The sequence below is a fragment of the Cellulophaga geojensis KL-A genome, assembly GCF_000568425.1.
GTDB lineage: Bacteria > Bacteroidota > Bacteroidia > Flavobacteriales > Flavobacteriaceae > Cellulophaga > Cellulophaga lytica.
In genome coordinates this window covers 125,811-144,838 of sequence record NZ_ARZX01000008.1, presented here as the reverse complement: position 1 = coordinate 144,838, position 19,028 = coordinate 125,811, and the positions used below count along the sequence as shown (strand labels likewise).

Genomic DNA, 19,028 nt, shown 5'->3' with positions numbered 1-19,028 from the left:
TTTATTCACCCATATTGGTGTAATAAACGCACATTTCTAGTTTTAGCGCTTAATTTTCTTACAATATAAAAACATTTTTTTTAGTACAAATACAGATATGTGTAATTGTATCAGAATTAATTATAAATGGTAGCTATAGTAACTTAAAATGTAAAATACTTTTAACTTTTAGGCATAAAAAAAACCATACTTTACTACAAGTATGGTTTTGTGGTTTGTGTTTAGTATAACCCTAAAATGGGATAATTTATTTTTTCTTTAGCTTTTTAATTACTGCTATAGTTTGTTTTACGGTAGCCTCTAAGCCTTTATAATCTTTATTAGCTATAACATCTTTACTAATTAATTTAGAGCCTATACCAACACAAGTAACACCTGCATTAAACCAAGCTGCTAAATTGTCTTCTTCTGTGGTTACACCGCCTGTTGGCATTACGTTTGTCCACGGTTGCGGACCTTTTATGGCTTTTACAAAACCTGCTCCGTAGGTTGCGCCAGGAAATAGCTTTACTACCTCACAACCCAACTCTTCTGCTGTGTTTATTTCTTTTAAAGAGCCACATCCAGGAGACCACATTACTTTGCGTCTGTTACAGGCTATGGCAATGTCTTCTCTAAAAGATGGTGTTACAATAAAATTGGCTCCCATTTGCATATACAAAGAGGCTGCTGCTGCATCTGTAACAGAACCAACACCTAATACCATACCCGGTAATTCTTTTATGGCATATTTATTTAGCTCAGAAAAGACTTCAAAAGCAAAATCTCCACGTGCGGTAAATTCCATTAAGCGTGCGCCTCCATTGTAACAAGCTTTTAAAATGTTTTTTGCTAAATCTACATCAGAATGGTAAAACAAGGGTACCAAACCGGTTTCATTCATTGTATTAAAAACTTCTATTCTGCTATATTGTGCCATAATTGTATGCTGTGTTTTTATTATTTTTAAGTGTTAGCGTGCTACTTTACCAGAGGCATCGCCACTCATTAGTTTTTCTACCTCATCTGCCGTTACCAAATTAATGTCTCCGGCTATGGTATGCTTTAAACAACAGGCTGCTACTGCAAAATCTACTGCTTGTTGTGCGTTATATTCTTTATTTAGTAAGCCATAAATTAAACCTCCCATAAAAGCATCTCCGCTACCTACCCTATCTACAACTGGCGTAACATCTTTTATTGCTGCGCTGTACAGCTCGCCATTATCATACAAAATACCTCCAATTTGTTGGTGAGATGCGCTTATAGAGTAGCGTAATGTTGTAGCTACTTTTTCTAAATTAGGATACAATGTAAACAATTTATTATACAAGATTGGTAAGGACGCTTTATTTTGGTAATCTGGTTTTTCTTCTGCCAAGCCCGACATAAAAAATGCGGTATCTAAGTCGCCCAAAATTACATTGCTATAAGATAATAACTCTGGCATAATATCTTTAGGTTCTTTGCCATATTGCCACAATTTTGCTCTGTAATTTAGATCCGATGTTATAAAAACACCCATTTTACTGGCTACTTTTACGGCCTCTAAACATACATCTGCTGCTGTTTGTGATACTGCTGGTGTTACACCACTCCAATGAAAAACGGTGGCGTCTTTAAAAACTTCTTCCCAATTTATAGTACCTGGTGTAATGGTTGCCATTGCACTATTAGCTCTGTCATACACCACCTTACTACCTCTAGTACCTGCACCGGTTTCTAAAAAATATACACCTAACCTATCACCTCCAAAAGCAATATTTTTAGCTTGTACATTACGTTTTTTTATTTCCATTAGGGCTGTATGGCCCAAATCATTCTCTGGTAAACGTGTAACAAACTCGGCCTCTAAACCATAATTTGCAATAGATACTGCAACATTAAACTCGCCACCACCATACGTAGCCGTAAAGTTATTTGCTTGCGAAAAGCGCAAATGTCTTTGTGTAGACAAACGCAACATAATTTCTCCAAAGGTGACAACTTTACTCATTTTTATATTTTTTAATTAAAATTTACATATGGTTAATCGATTAAGCATTGAGCTAAAATAAAATCAAAACCACCTTGTTACACTATAGTAGCTTTGATTGTATGTGTATTTTCAATACTTTTGATTAATCGATTAAGCAAATATATTAAAAATTGTCAAACAAAAAAACCACTCTAAAAGATATTGCTGTTAAGCTAAACATATCTACCGCTGCTGTTAGTAAGGCTTTGCGTAACGACTCTAGAATTAGTAAAAAAACCAAAGAAGCTGTAAAAAAAATAGCAAAAGAGTTGGATTATCAGCCAAATAACCTTGCTAGTGCCCTACGTAGTGGCAAAAGTAACTTGGTTGGCGTAATGGTACCAAGTACCAATAGTTCTTATTTTTCATCGGTTTTACAAAATATAGAAGAGGTATTAAACAGCAAAGGGTATAATGTTATTGTAACACAGTCTAACGAGTCTTACACTAAAGAATGTAACAATATAGACACACTACTTTTTACGCAAGTAGATGGTATTATTGCTTCTATGGCAAATGAAACGGTAGATTTAGACTTTTTTGAAAAAATAAAAACCAAAGGCATACCTCTTATTTTGTTTGATAGAGGTGAAAACGATTTAAATGTTGATTACATTGGTATTAACGATTATGATAGTAGCCATATGATTGTTGACCATTTGGCTCAAAAAGGCTGTAAAAAAATTGCTCATATAGGCGGATTTAAACACACACGTATTTTTAACAACAGAATTAGAGGTTATGTTGATGCTCTACACAAACACAATTTTACTTTTATTGATGATTATGTAAGCGAAAGTAACCTTACTATTGAAGATGGTAGAATACAAATGAAAAAATTGCTTGCCCTACAGAACCCACCAGATGCTGTATATGCTGCTAGTGATTATGCTGCTCTTGGGGCTTTGCAAGTTTTAAAAGAAGAAAATATAGCGGTGCCTAATACTATTGCGCTTGTTGGTTTTGGTAACGAACCCTTTACCACAATGGTTACACCTACCATAACAAGTGTAGACCAACATAGTGCAGAAATTGGTAAAATTGCTGCACAAACCTTTTTAGAATATGCTGACCAAAAAACAGCTACACAGCAATTAAACAAAAAGATATTAGAGGCTAAACTTATTGTTAGAGAATCTTCTTAAGAAACTCATTAGTTTTTTTATTTTTACTTAAAATTAAGAGATTTTAGTTATAATATGAAAAGAACAAAAGTAAATTTAAGCAATTGGGAACGCACAGAACACTATAATTTTTTTTCTGCTTTTACTGAACCTTTTTTTGGTATTACATTAACTATAGATTGCACAATAGCATTAAAAAAAGCTAAAAAAAAAGAAACTTCATTTTTTTTATATTATTTGTACAGAGCAACAAAGGCTGCTAATATGGTTGAAAACTTTAGGTACAGAATTATTGATGATAACGTTTATTTATATGACAGCATAAATGCATCCCCCACAATAGGCAGAGATAACAATACCTTTGGTTTTTCTAACATTATATATCATAAAAACGAAACTGAATTTATTAAAAATGCTAAAGAAGAAATAGAAAAAGTTAAAAAGGGAACTACACTATTTCCTACTCCAAAAGATAGTGACGACTTTAATGCAGTAATACACTGTTCTGCCCTTCCTTGGTTAAATTTCACTAGTATGTCACACGCCAGAAACTATAACTTACCAGACAGTTGCCCAAAAATATCCTTTGGTAAAGTAGTAAGTATAAATAACAAGCAACAAATGTCTATTTCTATACACTTACACCATGGATTAGCAGACGGGTACCACGTATCTCTTTTTGCCGAAAAATTTCAAGAACTTATGAATTCTTAAATTAAGTCTCTTAACCTAGTTGCTGCTTGCTCTGCTGTAATATCTCTTTGTGGCGACCCAAACATTTCATACCCAACCATAAATTTTTTAACTGTTGCACTACGCAATAATGGTGGGTAAAAACTCATATGCCAATGCCAATGGCTATTATCTTTACCGTTTGTTGGTGCTTGGTGTATACCACTAGAATAAGGGAAAGAGGTATTAAATAACTTATCATAGGCCTTTGTAATAACAGAAATTGCATCTGCAAAAGCTAAAGATTCTGTATTAGATATTTGACTAATATTGTTGTATTGTTTTTTGGGAACTATCATTACCTCAAAAGGCCAAACAGCCCAAAATGGGGTTAATACAATAAAATCTTCATTCGTATAAATTATACGCTCATTAGCCTCTATTTCTTGTTGTAAATAATCTCCTAAAAGACTTCTTTTATTTTTAGCGTAGTACTCTTTTTGCTCTTTTTCTTTTTTTAAAATTTCGTTAGGCAAGGTAGACTGTGACCATATTTGTCCGTGTGGGTGTGGATTACTACACCCCATAACAGCTCCTTTATTTTCAAAAATTTGAACATAATTAATAGTGTCATTACTACCAAGCTCTACATACTCTTTTTGCCAAGTTGTTACTACTTTATTAATGTCTTCTACAGCCATATCTGCCAAACTCTTAGAGTGGTCTGGACTAAAACAAATTACTTTACAAATACCTTGCTCACTTTCTGCTTTAAACAAACCATTATTTACAGAAAAGGTTTTAGAATCTGTTTGTAGTGCTGCAAAATCATTAGTAAACACAAAAACATCTTTATAATCTGGATTTACTTCTCCGTTAATTCTAGTATTTCCTGCACATAAATAACAACTAGGGTCGTAAGCAGGCCTTACCTCATTAGACACAGCCTCGTTTTGTCCTTGCCAAGGTCTTTTTGCTCTGTGTGGAGAAACCAATACCCATTCTCCTGTTAATATATTAAAACGTTTATGCGAAAAATCTTGTAAATCTGTATTCATTATATTGTAGAATTCTGGTTGTTTTATTTTATTTTTTGTGTGCCGTTAGATAGCTTTACGTTATAAATAGAGCAGTTAGTCCCAAATTCTTTTTTAAACGCTTTAGCAATTTCTTTTTTAAATGATTTTATCTCTGACTTTAAAATTAGGTTAATAGTACAGCCTCCAAAGCCGCCACCCATCATTCTTGCTCCTAATATATTAGAATTGTTTTTTGTTTTATCAACCAAAAAATCTAACTCCTTACAACTAACTTTAAACTGTGTGCTTAAACCATTATGAGATTGGTATAATAAAGCACCTAACTCTTGTATATCATCTGCCTTAATAGCTTTAGAAAAAGAAGTTACACGCTGGTTTTCTTCTATAATGTATAATGCCTTTTGGTAATCTTCTTCTGTAATATCTGCTTTTATCGTATTTAAATCTTGTATTGTAGCGTCTCTTAAAGCTTTAACATTTAACTTTTTAGAAACTTTTTCACAAACCTCTCTTCTATCATTATAAGCACTCTCAGACAAGTCATGCTTTACGTTTGTATTAATTAAAAGTAGCTTATAGTCATTAAAATTTAGTTTATATAATTTAGACTTTACTGTTCTACAATCTAGCAAAAGAGCACTATTTTTAACACCAAACATACTTGCATACTGGTCCATAATTCCGCATTTAACACCTGCATAATTGTGTTCTGCCTTTTGCGAAATTAAAATCATTTCTTCTTTAGAAATTCCAAGTTTAAATAGTTTATTCAAGCCATAAACAACACTATTTTCTAATGCTGCAGAAGAAGATAAACCTGCACCACCGGGTATATTACCTGCAAAAACAATATTAAAATTGCTTAACTCTATTCCTCTTTTTTGTATTTCAGATACTACACCCAAAATGTAATTACGCCACCCACCATTTTGTAAAGGAGCAACACTTTGTAAGCTAAACTCATAGGTTTCTTCTTTATTTAAAGCATAAACTGTAGATACATTTTTTTTTGTTTTTTGTATGGCTAAGGCAATACCTTTATTAATTGCTGCCGGAAAAACAAATCCGTCATTATAATCTGTATGCTCACCAATTAGATTTATTCTTCCTGGAGAAAAAACCATAAGTGGTTTAGTTTTAAATGTATGTTTAAAACTATTTTTTACCTCTTTTAGTAACTTTTTATTCATGTTATAGTGAGTTTCTAACAATTAAACTATTTGGGTTTTCTATTTGTATATTTTCATTAGATAAAATCATTTGTGCCAAACGCTCTCCCATAGTGTAAAAATTGGTAGATATTGTAGTAATACCACCTTCTACAACCTCTTTAAGCAAACTATCATTGTAACAAATAATTCCTATATCCATACCTAAAACAAGTTGCTGTTCTTGTATTTTTTTTAATAGTAAAATAAGTGCTCTATCATCTAAAATAAAGTACAACTCTCCCTTAACAGGCACACGATTTTGCAGTGTGCTAATTTGTTCATGAGCTATAGTTTTTGTGGCACAAAATGCATTAAAGCCATCTAATATACCTTGCGGCTGTTTCTCTTTTGAAAACAGCAATATCATTTTTTGATATTTAGAAATTAACGAGGCACTCTCTAACAAACCATTTAAAACATTTTTTTTAAAATTTTGATAGATAGACGGATAAGCTTTTAACTCGGCATTAGTTTGATCTAGAATATAAACATTATCCTTAGGTAGTTTTTCTACAACATGACCAATATTTTGGAGATTTGCAGGCATAATAACGTAGTAAGAGTACGCTCCTATATTGTCATATATAAGCTTGCTAAAAATATCTGAATTAAAGTGATGAAAAAAGATATCTACCTGTACATTATCTCCTAATGTATCTAAAAAAGAATTGTATAAATCTTCTTTAAAAGAATTAAGCTCATCAAATAATAAAAAAACCTTTTGTACTACATTAACATCTTCTGTGTTTAAGTAATATCCTTTACCTGCAATAGATTGTACTATACCACGTGTTTTTAACTCATTAAAAGCCATTAAAACCGTATCTCTAGAGAGTTTATGCTTATCTCTTATACTATTTATAGATGGCAATTTATCTCCTTTTTTTAAAGCACCACTTAACACAGCCTCTTCTATAGATGCTACTATTTGCTTGTACTTTGGAGTGCCAGAATTACCCTTTACCGAAACTATACTCATAAGGCAAATATAAAATAAAAACACAACAAAACAAACTGGTAGGTACTAGTATGGTTTTTCCAAAAAAAATTCTTAATATAGCTACTTCAAATTAGACACAACTAAACTTATAAATGATGAAAGAAAAGATAATAGTTACTGGAGGCTGTGGATATATAGGCTCTCACACAGTTATTGAGCTGCTAAAAAGTAATTTTGAAGTTGTAATTTTAGATGATTTATCTAATTCTACCGAAAAAACAATTGATAGAATATCACAAATTACTGGCAAAACACCAACTTTTATACATATAGATTTAAAAGATGAACTACAAACAAATAAAGTATTTGCCGCGCATAAAAATGCATTTGCAGTTATACATTTTGCAGCACATAAAGCAGTAGGAGAATCTGTAACAGAACCTCTAATGTATTATAAAAACAACTTTTATTCGCTTATAAACACATTACATGCACAAACTAAAAACAATATAAATAATTTTATATTTTCTTCATCTGCTACTGTTTATGGTTTACCTAAAACACTGCCAATTACAGAAAAAAATAAAACAAAACGTCCGTTTTCTCCATACGGAAACACAAAAAAAGTAGCCGAGGAAATTTTAGAAGACCTTACTAAAGCAAACGTAAATTTTAATGCAATATCCTTACGCTATTTTAACCCTATAGGCGCTCATGAGTCTGGCTTAATTGGCGAATTACCAACAGGTATACCAAATAACCTTATGCCCTATGTTACGCAAACAGCTGCTGGTATTAGAGAAAAATTAATGGTTTACGGTAATGACTACCCTACAAAAGATGGCACGCCTATTAGAGACTATATACATGTAGTAGATTTGGCAATAGCCCATGTATTAGCAGTTAAGAGGCTTGTAAAAAATAAACAGGAAAAACAGTTTGAGTGTTTTAATTTAGGTACTGGTGTTGGGTACTCTGTGTTAGATATTATTAAAACCTTTGAAACAGTAACAAACTCTAGACTAAATTATGAGTTTACAAGCAGAAGAGATGGTGATGTACCTAAATTATATGCAGAAACAAAATTAGCTGCCAAAAAATTAGAGTGGACACCTACTAGAGAACTTAGTGAAATGATTAGTTCTTCATGGAAATGGGAACAAAACGTTAGAAAAGAACAAGCATAATGATACACACAAGACCAACATTATCACAAATATCTAAAGCCTTAGACTTATCTATTTCTACCATATCTAAGTCTTTATCTGATAGTCCAGAAATAAGCATTAGTACCAAACAAAAGGTACAAGAATTTGCACGTAAATGCAACTACAGACCTAATAGCTTTGCTGCAAGTTTAAGAAGAGGATATACCAAAAATATTGGTTTAATTATACCAAGTGTACTAAACCCATTTTATGCAAAAGTTTTGGTTGGTATAGAAAAGCATTTAGATGAAAATGGCTATAAGCTTTTTACTAGCATTAGTAACGAGTCTGCAGAAAAAGAATCTCATTACTTACGTTTTTTAGGTAGTGGTTATGTAGATGGTGTAATTATATGTGTTTCTAAAGAAACAGCAATAACTAATAAATACCAACATATAAATACCCTTATTGCAGAGGGCACACCGCTTGTTTTATTTGACAGAATTAGTAATTTAAAAAAATGTGATAGCGTTATTATTGATGATTACAAAGCTTCATTTAAAGCTACAGAGCACCTAATTATAAATAAAAAGTGTAAAAAACCAATAATGGTTTCTTTAATACACCAATTAGAACATGGTAAATTAAGGGCTAATGGTTTTATAGACGCACTAAAAAAACACAATATACCTACAAAAAATAGCATTATTACTGCTGCTACAATTGAAGAATTATCCAGTAAAATAAAACTTGCTTTACAAAAAAATAAAGCAGACGGAATTTATGGTGCTAATGATTTGGCTTTAGAACAAGCAATGACTATTGGTAATAGGTTACAAACCAATAAAATTGCATATACTGGCTTTTGTAACAATTCTAAAACCGGATGGAATACCGCCTTAAAAATTATAAATCAGAATGCAGAAAAAATGGGTAAAGAAGCTGCTAAATTGGTGCTAGAGCGTATTAAAACAACAAATAATAAAGAATTTTATACTAGAACAATTACAGCAGAATTTGTGTAAAAAAAATAGCTCTTCAAAAAATTATTTTTAACAAGAGTGCATATACTTCACACTCTTGTTAAAAAATATATTTAAATGAAATTTATATCATTTGTCCACCAGACACTTCTATACGTTGAGCATTAATCCATTTTGCATCATCTGTACACAAAAACGCAACAACACTACCTATATCACTAGCAATTCCTACTCTTCCTAAGGCCGTTTGCGAACCAATAAAATCATTTAAATCCTTATTGTCTCTTACGGCTCCGCCACCAAAATCGGTTTCAATAGCACCTGGAGCTACTGTATTCACTCTTATTTTATTTTCTCCTAACTCTTTTGCTAAATATAATGACAATATTTCTACCGCTCCTTTTGATGCTGCATAAGCTGCATAACCAGGTAAAGTAAACCTAGTTAAACCTGTTGAAACATTTACTATTCCGCCTTCATTATTTAAATAAGGTAATATTTTTTGAGTAAGAAAAAAAGGTGCTTTAAAATGAATATTAACCATTTCATTAAATTGGTCTTCTGTTGTATTTTTTAAAGACTCATTAATACCAATACCAGCATTATTAACTAAAAAGTCTAATTTATCTGCATTAAAAACATCTTTTAATGTAGCATTTAAACTCATAAAAAAAGAATCAAATTTTTTGCTGTCATCTACATTTAATTGTAACGCAGCTGCTTTATTTCCTAATACCTCTATTTCTTTAACAACAGCTAGTGCACTAGTTTTACTGCTCTTATAAGTTAAAATAACATCTAACCCTTTTTTAGCCAAACTTATAGCCATATTTTTACCTAGACCACGGCTGCCACCTGTTACCAAAACAATTTTATTTTGTACCATAATATTTTATTTTTTACTTATAGTACAAAGGTCTTTAAATACTAAAATTATCAACTTACTAAAAACAAAGAGATAGTTGTAAATTTCAAAGAAGTTAATTAATTTCTAAATTTATTAGGAGAAAAAGAAGTTTGCTTTTTAAAAAAGTTTGAAAAATGGGCTACTTCATCAAAACCTAAAGAGTATGCAATTTCTGACACAGACCAATTGGTTTGCTTAAGCAAGTATTTAGCTTCTTGTGTTATTCTATTAGCAATAAAATAAGTTGTAGTATTACCTGTAACCTCTTTTAGTGTTGTATTTAAATGGTTTACATGCACCGCCAACCTATTTGCATAATCTTTAGCAGATCTAAGTTTTAATTGTTGCTGCGTACTTTCTATAGGAAATTGTCTCTCTAACAACTCTAAAAATAAAGATGTAATTCTTTTTGATGCTGTCTGTGCTGTGTACAAAGCAGTACTAGGTTGTAGCTTTTGTCCAAAATGAATAATTTCTAAAATATAATTCCTAATTAAATCATATTTGTAAGCATAGGACGAATCTATTTCTGCTTGCATTTTTTTAAATAACACAGCTAATTCTTGATACTCTTTTTTAGTTAATTTAAATACAGGGCAGCCTCCAGAGTTAAAAATTGGTAAATCATCTAACACTACACCGCTTTTAGATTTTATTAAAAATTCATCTGTAAAAACACAAAATTTTCCTTTCTGTTTAGCATCTAAAGGCTCGTATCTATAAGGTATTTTTGGTGAACCAAATAGCAAAGCATACTTATCTATATTTATAATTTTATCTGCATATTCTGCTTTATTTTTTCCATTGATAAGGCTAATTTTATAATACATTCGCCTATTGTAAGGCATTACATTATCTTTTTTTAAATTAGCTAACATATCTGGTATATTAAAAATATTAAAGTGTCCAATATACTTACCAATCTCCTCAGGAAGTTTGGCATTTATCTCTTTATAAAAATCTTCAATAGTAGTTACCTTCATTATAATTTATTGTAAAATTCAAATATATAATTATTCTTCGCAATCAATTTTTAATTATAAACAAAAGCAAATATTGATGTAATAAATAGCACATTTTAACAATAACTTAACCAATTAGTCTAAATTCTTTAGTAACTAAATTTTAATTTATAAATTGTACTAGCTAAAACTGTGCAATCATTTATGAGGAAAATAATCTCCCTTGTCTTTTTATTCATTTTCTGTACATCTACTTATTCACAAGATTCTCCTAAAGAATACAACTTTGTTAGTATAAAAGAAGGTATTTCTAAAGTTGGTGTATCTACCATAGTACAAGATCATTATGGCTTTATTTGGATGGGCACCAATGGCGTTGGTCTTTACCGTTATGATGGTATAGATTACACGTATTATAAGCACGTTTTAAATGACACTACCTCATTAAGTAGTAGTCTTGTTTACTCATCATACTTAGATAAAACAAACCGACTTTGGTTTGGTACTGAAGAAGGCCTAAACCTATATGACAGAGATAAAGATCAGTTTAAAAAAATATACCTAACTGCAGAAGAAAAAGAAAATAAAATAAATATTCCTATACGCAGTATAGAAGGAGACAATAACGGAAACTTATTTATTGGCACAGTAGATTTAGGGTTGTTTAAACTAAACTTAAAAACACTAAAAGCAGAAAAAATTGAAAACCAATATAAATATTTACCCGTAGATGTTTATGCCTTAAAGATTGATAAAAACAATAAAATATATGCTGGTACAAGTATAGGGTTACAAGAGTACGACTCTAACACTAATAAACTTAAGCAATCTCTATTAAATACAGAAGATAATTCATCAGCCATAAAAGAGGGTATACAATCTTTATTGGTTGATAAAAACAATAATATTTGGGTAGGTACTATAGATGATGGTTTGTATAAAATAGATCATCTATTAAACACCCGCAATTACCCTATTTCTGACACTAAGATTTTTTCTATGATTCAGTTGCCAGACAATACTATAATGTTGGGTACTGAGAATAACGGACTTTTTCATATTAACACCAACGGTAGCGTTATTAAAAACTATTTATCTAGTAAAACTGATGAAAAAAGTATTTTATACAACTCTATTTGGTCATTATTTTTAGATACAAATGATCGTATTTGGATGGGCTACTACAACTCTGGAGTGGCGGTTTATGACAAGTTGTATGACAAGTTTAATAATATAGAAAGCCTTAATAATACACCAAACTCATTACAAATAGGCTCTGTAACATCTATTGTACAAGACAGCAGCGGTAAACTTTGGATTAGTATGGATGGCGGTGGTATAGATATTTACAACCCAACAACTAAACATTTTACACACATAAATAAAAAAGAAAATAGCACTTATAGTGGTTTAACTAGTGATTATATTGAAGGCCTTTTTATAGATAGCAAAGAAAACATTTGGGCTGTTAGTTGGGATAACGGCATTTATATGCTTAAAAAAGGAACTAACAAGTTTATAAATTTTAATATTACTAATACAGGAGGCAAATTAGAATCTAATACCGTTTTAAGTATTGATGAAGATTCTGAAGGAACTATTTGGATTGGCTCCTTTTATGGCGGGTTACACTCTTACAACCCAAAAACTGAAAAAATTACACAGCACAATACCGAAATTTTTGTGAAAAATGGCATTACCAATAGTGATATTTGGAAAGTATTGGTAGATAAAGAAGATAACATTTGGCTTGGTACAACACTAGGGTTATTTCGTATTAAAAAAATGACTAACGGCAACTTTATAGTTACTTCTATGACCAAACGTATGTCTAAAGAATATAAAAACCAAGCAAGTGCAAATCATATTTTAACCCTGCATGAAGATAGCCTAGGTAACATTTGGATAGGTACAAAAGGAGCTGGCTTGTGCAAACACAACCCAAAATTAGACACTTTTAGTTGGTACAATAAGTTTAATGGCTTAACAGAAGAAAATGTTTGTGGTATTATAGAGTGTAAAGAAGGTAATATATGGGTTACTGGTAATTCTGGAATATCTAAAATAATGGTAAATCAAAATAAAATTCTTAATTACACAAGTAATGATGGTTTATTGTCTAACGACTTTAATATTAATGCCACATATAAAGACAGTAAGGGACAATTGTATTTTGGCAACTACAAAGGAGTAGATTATTTTGACCCAAAAAAAATACAAACAAACAAAAATCTTACTTCTATTTACCTTACAGATTTTAAGCTATTTAATAAAAAGGTTACTCCTACACAGGCAAACTCACCTTTAAAAAAAGTTATTTCAGAAACAGATAGTATTAGCCTTACCAACAAACAATCTGTATTTACTATAGAGTATTCTGGTATTAATTACACAAGACCAGAAAAAAACGAATATGCTTATTATTTAGAAGGATATGAAAAAAACTGGAATTATGTAGGTGCCACAAGAAATGCAACCTATACTAATTTAGATCCTGGCAACTATACTTTTAAATTAAAAGCCTCTAATAATGATGGTGTATGGAATGAAGACCCTCTGGAATTAAAAATTACAATTTTACCTCCTTGGTGGAAAAGTGTTTGGGCAGTTATTGCTTATATTTTATTGTTTTTATTAGGTGTTTACATACTTAATAAAATGACCCAAAGCAGAATTAAAGAAAAACAAATTATTAATAACGAAAGAGATAAACGTTTACAAGAAAAAGATTTAGACGAGAAAAAATTTCAATTTTTCACCAATATATCACACGAGTTTAGAACTCCGTTAACGCTAATATTAAATCCTTTAAAAGATATTTTAAATGATACTAGTCTTAACCTGCCTTCTAGAACAAAGGATAAACTTAAAATTATACACAAAAACACAGACCGTCTTTACCGTTTAATAAATGAGTTGTTAGATTTTAGAAAGCTAGAACTAAACAGAGTAAACATTAAGGTTAGACAATTAAACTTAGTTGCTTTTACAAAAGAAATAGTTAGTCATTTTACAGAAGAGGCTAACTCTAAAAACATTAACCTATGGGTAAGTTCTGCTTTAGAAGATTTACCTATTTGGGCAGATGAAAATAAGTTAGAAAAAATTATTTTTAATATTCTTTCTAATGCTATGAAGGTTACGCCAAATGGTGGTGCAATTAAAATAAAATTAGAGCCAAAAAATAAGCTAACAATACTACCATTAGTAAACCCAATATCACCTGTAAAGGCAATAAAAATAACAGTATCAGACACTGGTCCTGGATTAAAAAAGGAACAAGTAAAACGCATTTTTGAGCGTTTTTATCAAGTAGACAATCTTAATAAAACGTATTATGATGGTACTGGTATTGGCTTAGAGGTTGTAAAAAGTTTTGTACAGCTACATAAAGGCAAGGTAGAGGTTAATAGCACCGTAGGTAAAGGCACAAAGTTTAAAGTAATACTACCTGCAGGTAAAGCGCACTTTACCGAGGATGAAATTGTACCAGATATTGCTAGTACAACTATTACCAATAACAAAATTACAAATAGTGATAAAACCAAAGATACTGAAAAAGATATAGACAATGCTCCTAACCTACACACGCTTTTAGTAGTAGAAGATAATACCGAGTTAAGAAACTACATAAAAAACGAATTTAAACACCTGTATAAAGTGCTTACGGCTGTTAATGGTACAGAGGGATTAAAAATTGCTAAAGAATCTTTACCAGATGTTATTATTACAGACGTTATTATGCCAGAAATGAATGGCTATAAGTTTTGCCAAAGTATTAAAAACGATCTTAAAACAAGTCATATTCCATTACTAATGCTTACTGCTAAAGCAAGAATAGACGACCGTATAGAAGGTATAGAAACTGGTGCAGATGCCTATATGGTTAAACCTTTTGATATGCGCCTTTTAAAACTAAGGGTGTCACAATTAATAACAAGTAGGCAGCTTATTTTTAATAAATATTTTAGTTTAATTAATGATGTTCCTAAAAACATAAACACTACATCATTAGACAAAGAATTTATACAAAAAGTATTGGTTTACATTAATGATAATATTGATGACCCAGAACTAAATGTAGAGTCTTTAGCCTCTGAGTTAAACTTAAGTAGAAGTCAGTTTTACCGTAAAATAAAAGCGTTAACCAACCAAACGGCTAGTGAGTTTTTACGTAACATACGCTTACAAAAGGCTAAACAAATTATAGAAATGGGCAACACAAACATTAGCGAAGTATCATACAAGGTAGGATTTTCTTCTCCTTCATACTTTACTAAATGCTTCAAAAACTATTTTGATATGCTACCAACAGATGTTAAACCTACTAATACATAATAGTATTTTTAACAGTATAAATTAGTCAAAAATCAGTCTTTAAAAAGCTTAAAGCAGATTCTAAAGTTATTTGCTTTGTAGCTAAAAACAACCATTGTTTATCTTAAAAGCTTCCTAAAAAAACAAGCATTACGCTCGTTAAAATACCTATTAAAATGTTAAATAATGAAGGTTTTCTACTTTGTTTCTATAACATATAAAGCAAAAATTGGCAATTTAAAACACCTGCCACATTAAACTTTAACATTTTAAAGTACTACATCACTACAACAAACTAGACAGTAATAAAACGTATGTTGCATATAATGCTACAAATGTTGCAAAATACTGCATTTACTAGTGTTTGCTACATATTTTTTAGTGAACGCTTTAAATGTCTTAACAACTAATTTACATCTGTAGGTATATTTGGTAATATGAAAATTAACTACTCAAAAATGAGACGCCTTGTAGAAATAGGCTTAATAGCTGCAATAATTGCACTGCTCATATTTATTATAATGTATATATTCTAGTTTCTATATTTTAACAAGATTAATCAAACAAAAATACTCACAAATAATTACTAACAACACATAAAAAAGAAAGGAAAATTTATGACAAACTAATAAAGCAAAACTTACTTAATAAACTAACAAAAAAACTATTTTACTAACTTAAACTTTTTAATATGATAATAAGGTTAAAACACGTGATTGCTACACTTGTAATTATTATTACACAAACAGCATTTGCGCAAACAAAGACTGTTAGCGGTCTTGTTACAGACCAAGCCGGTATACCATTAGGTGGTGTTACCGTTATTGTATCTGGAACCACTAATGGGACCAGCACAGATTTTGATGGAAATTATACCATTGACAACGTTAAATCTACAGACAAATTAGACTTTACTTACATTGGTATGGTGCCACAAACTATAACTGTTGGCAGCAAAACTACCATAAATGTAACTATGCAAGAAGATGCACAAGCCTTAGACGAGGTTGTAATTGTTGGTTACGGTTCTAAGAAAAAGAGCTTGGTAACAGGTGCCATTTCTAGTATAGATAGTGAAGATATAAAAAGTACATCTGGCCAAAGGGTAGAGCAAGTTTTACAAGGTAGAACTTCTGGTGTTACGGTTTCTTCTTCTTCTGGTGCACCAGGTTCTGGAGCTAAAATTAGAATTAGAGGTGCTGGATCAAGTGGTAACTCAGATCCTTTGTATATTGTAGATGGTATGAAAACTTCTTCTATAGTAGATATTGCTCCAGGTGATATTGCTAATCTAGAAATTTTAAAAGATGCTGCTTCTGCCGCTATTTATGGTACAGAAGGTGCAAACGGTGTTGTAATTATTACTACTAAAAGAGGTAAACAAGGTGGCTTAAAAGTTGGATTTAACTCGCAACTAGCTATACAATCTGTAAAAACAGATATGGAGTTAATGAACGCCGAGCAGTTTGTACAGTATATGAACGAAGCCGGGCAAGCTAATGTTGCTTTAAATGGTTATGATACAGATTGGATAGACGAAACATTTAACAACGCTTTAATGTTTAGAAATGATATTAACCTTTCTGGAGCTACAGAAAAATTATCATACTATATGTCTGCATCTAACTTAAACCAAGATGGTATTGTTGGTAAAGGCAATTCTTCTTTTGAGCGTTCTACTTTTAGAGCCAATATTAAGGCAGATATTACAGAGTGGTTAGAAGCTGGTATAAATGCTACTTACTCTATTACAGACAAAAACGGTATTCAAGAAAATAATGATACCAGAGGTGTTATACAAAATATGTTAATTATAGATCCATTAACTCCGGTTTACTATGCAGATGGTCAAGTACCACAATCTGTTATAGATAGGTCTGCAGATAATGGCGTTCCTTTATTAACTTCTAGCAATGGTAGAGTTTATGGTTACCCAAGCTACTCTACAGGTGAGGTTATAAACCCTGTAGCTTTTGCTAATGATATTAATAAAACCATAACAGATACAGATCAATTTTTAGGGTCTGCATACTTAAAATTTAACTTGTTTGAAGGCTTTTCATTTACATCTAGATTTGGGTATGAAAACGGAAAAACAGAGGTTAGAAATAATGTAATTCCTTACTATGTTTCTTCTGAGGCAGCTAATACAAAGTATACCACATCACAAACTAAGTATGAAACTAAAAAGTGGTTATGGGAAAACTTTGCATCGTATACAAAATCTTTAAACGATCATAACTTTACTCTTTTAGCTGGTTACTCTGCAGAACAAACAAGGTTTGAAACTGTTTTATCTAGAAACGGCTCTGTAGATATAGACCAGTTTACTGGTTTTGATTTAGACTTACCTGGTTATACGGTAGAAGTTAAAGATATTTTACCTGCTCCAGATAATATGGTGTCTATGTATGGTAGGTTATCTTATGATTTTGCTGGCAAATACTTATTTGAAACTTCTATAAGAAGAGATAAATCAGATAAATTCCCAGATGCAAACAAGGCTGGTACATTCCCTGCTTTTTCTGCCGGTTGGGTATTATCTAAAGAAGATTTCTGGAAAGAAGACTCTAAACTAAACTACGCAAAATTAAGAGCTAGTTGGGGACAAAATGGTAGTAGAAGCAACTTAATAGGTAATGCAGACAAAACGTATGTTATTAGAGCTATTAATGGTGTAGATATTAATTATGAAGGACAAACAGGTGCACAAATCTCTGGATACTCTAACCCAAACTTAGTTTGGGAAACTTCTGAGCAATTAGATTTTGGTGCAGATTTTAGAGCTTTTGAAAACAGATTAAATTTCTCTGTAGATTACTACAAAAAAACCACAAAAGATGCCATTGTTAATAATGGAGGTTTAATTACACCTGGTTCTGCTGGTTTTCAATCTAACGAGTTTAATGCTGGTACTATAGAAAATAAAGGTTGGGAATTTGAACTTGGTTACGGAGATACAACTAGCGGCGGATTTAGATATGATTTTAACGCTAACTTATCTACCTTAAAAAATGAAGTAACAGAAATATTATTTGTTCCTGAAGGTGCTTCTATTATTGGTGCTGGTGCACAACAAAATCCAGATGGTGTTACTCGTTTTACAGAAGGTCAGCCATCTTGGTATTTCTATGGTTATAAAACAGATGGTATAGACCCAGCTACCGGTGAAGTAATTAAGGTAGATACTAACGGAGATACTATTGTAAACAACGCAGATAAAGTAAAAGTAGGTTCTCCTCACCCAGATGTATTATTTGGTGGTAACATTGCTTTAGGTTATAAGGCGTTTGATTTTAACTTACAGTTTCAGGGTACAATTGGTAACGATATTTTTGCTACTTACCACCAACCATCTAGACCTATTACTAACAAGCCTGTTCATTTTTATAATGAAAGATGGACTCAACCTGGTGATGTAGCTACATTTCCTGGTGCTGCCAATGTAATAGATTCTTATGATACAGATTTAATGGTAGAAGATGGTTCTTATATGAGAATTAAGCAAATACAAGTTGGTTATACATTACCTAAGAAAATTGCAGAGAGACTAAAAATAAACAATTTAAGAGTTTATGTATCTTTAGATGACTACTTTACCTTTACAGACTACAAAGGCTTAGATCCAGAAATTGGAAACTTTAGCTTTAATTCTATTGGTGTAGACAGAGGTTTTTATCCAACAGCTGCTAAAACAGTATTTGGCTTATCATTAGACTTTTAATAAA

At 31.3% G+C, this 19,028-nt stretch carries 13 protein-coding genes; 6 read left to right on the top strand and 7 right to left on the bottom strand.

Annotated features, from left to right (window positions below; genetic code table 11):
* Positions 1–247 precede the first annotated feature (247 nt).
* Together KLA_RS08335 and KLA_RS08330 are read right to left on the bottom strand one after the other, a co-directional pair.
* A complete protein-coding gene (locus KLA_RS08335; RefSeq protein ID WP_034645005.1) occupies positions 248–919 on the bottom strand; it encodes a bifunctional 4-hydroxy-2-oxoglutarate aldolase/2-dehydro-3-deoxy-phosphogluconate aldolase in 672 nt (223 codons plus the stop codon).
* A gap of 33 nt (positions 920–952) precedes the next feature.
* On the bottom strand, positions 953–1,975 hold the full coding sequence (locus tag KLA_RS08330; protein WP_034645001.1) for a sugar kinase: 1,023 nt from the start codon (positions 1,973–1,975) through the stop codon (positions 953–955).
* Positions 1,976–2,127: 152 nt separating this feature from the next.
* Here KLA_RS08330 and KLA_RS08325 point away from each other — a divergent pair, with 152 nt between their 5' ends.
* Both KLA_RS08325 and KLA_RS08320 read left to right on the top strand, forming a co-directional pair.
* Positions 2,128–3,141: a LacI family DNA-binding transcriptional regulator gene (locus tag KLA_RS08325; protein ID WP_034644999.1), complete on the top strand. Its 1,014-nt coding sequence runs from the start codon at positions 2,128–2,130 to the stop codon at positions 3,139–3,141.
* Positions 3,142–3,195: 54 nt separating this feature from the next.
* Entirely contained in the window at positions 3,196–3,834 is a 639-nt protein-coding gene (locus KLA_RS08320; protein ID WP_034644997.1) for a chloramphenicol acetyltransferase, read from the top strand.
* Here the strand turns inward: KLA_RS08320 and KLA_RS08315 are convergent.
* From KLA_RS08315 to KLA_RS08305, 3 genes are read right to left on the bottom strand one after another with little or no spacing between them, the layout of a single operon-like run.
* Entirely contained in the window at positions 3,831–4,850 is a 1,020-nt protein-coding gene (locus KLA_RS08315) for a UDP-glucose--hexose-1-phosphate uridylyltransferase (protein ID WP_034644996.1), read from the bottom strand. The genes KLA_RS08320 and KLA_RS08315 overlap by 4 nt on opposite strands.
* A 23-nt stretch (positions 4,851–4,873) precedes the next feature.
* Positions 4,874–6,022 carry a galactokinase gene (gene galK, locus KLA_RS08310; protein ID WP_034644994.1) on the bottom strand — a complete coding sequence of 383 codons (1,149 nt, stop codon included), beginning with the start codon at positions 6,020–6,022 and terminating at the stop codon, positions 4,874–4,876.
* Position 6,023: 1 nt separating this feature from the next.
* Positions 6,024–7,022 (bottom strand): winged helix-turn-helix domain-containing protein, encoded by a 999-nt coding sequence (locus KLA_RS08305; RefSeq protein WP_013621919.1) that lies wholly within the window; start codon positions 7,020–7,022, stop codon positions 6,024–6,026.
* 116 nt (positions 7,023–7,138) lie between these two features.
* On the opposite strand from KLA_RS08305, the gene galE reads away from it, so the two are divergent.
* Together galE and KLA_RS08295 are read left to right on the top strand one after the other, a co-directional pair.
* Positions 7,139–8,170, top strand: coding sequence for a UDP-glucose 4-epimerase GalE (gene galE, locus KLA_RS08300; protein ID WP_034644992.1), 1,032 nt, complete (start codon positions 7,139–7,141; stop codon positions 8,168–8,170).
* Entirely contained in the window at positions 8,170–9,156 is a 987-nt protein-coding gene (locus KLA_RS08295; RefSeq protein WP_013621917.1) for a LacI family DNA-binding transcriptional regulator, read from the top strand. Before galE ends, KLA_RS08295 begins: the two co-directional genes overlap by 1 nt.
* A gap of 82 nt (positions 9,157–9,238) precedes the next feature.
* Here KLA_RS08295 and KLA_RS08290 read toward each other — a convergent pair whose 3' ends face one another.
* Positions 9,239–10,000, bottom strand: coding sequence for an SDR family NAD(P)-dependent oxidoreductase (locus tag KLA_RS08290; protein WP_013621916.1), 762 nt, complete (start codon positions 9,998–10,000; stop codon positions 9,239–9,241).
* 98 nt (positions 10,001–10,098) lie between these two features.
* On the bottom strand, positions 10,099–11,004 hold the full coding sequence (locus tag KLA_RS08285) for a helix-turn-helix domain-containing protein (protein WP_034644988.1): 906 nt from the start codon (positions 11,002–11,004) through the stop codon (positions 10,099–10,101).
* 183 nt (positions 11,005–11,187) lie between these two features.
* Here KLA_RS08285 and KLA_RS08280 point away from each other — a divergent pair, with 183 nt between their 5' ends.
* Both KLA_RS08280 and KLA_RS08275 read left to right on the top strand, forming a co-directional pair.
* Positions 11,188–15,321 (top strand): hybrid sensor histidine kinase/response regulator transcription factor, encoded by a 4,134-nt coding sequence (locus KLA_RS08280; protein WP_034644986.1) that lies wholly within the window; start codon positions 11,188–11,190, stop codon positions 15,319–15,321.
* A gap of 670 nt (positions 15,322–15,991) precedes the next feature.
* Entirely contained in the window at positions 15,992–19,024 is a 3,033-nt protein-coding gene (locus KLA_RS08275) for a SusC/RagA family TonB-linked outer membrane protein (protein ID WP_013621914.1), read from the top strand.
* Positions 19,025–19,028: the final 4 nt, after the last annotated feature.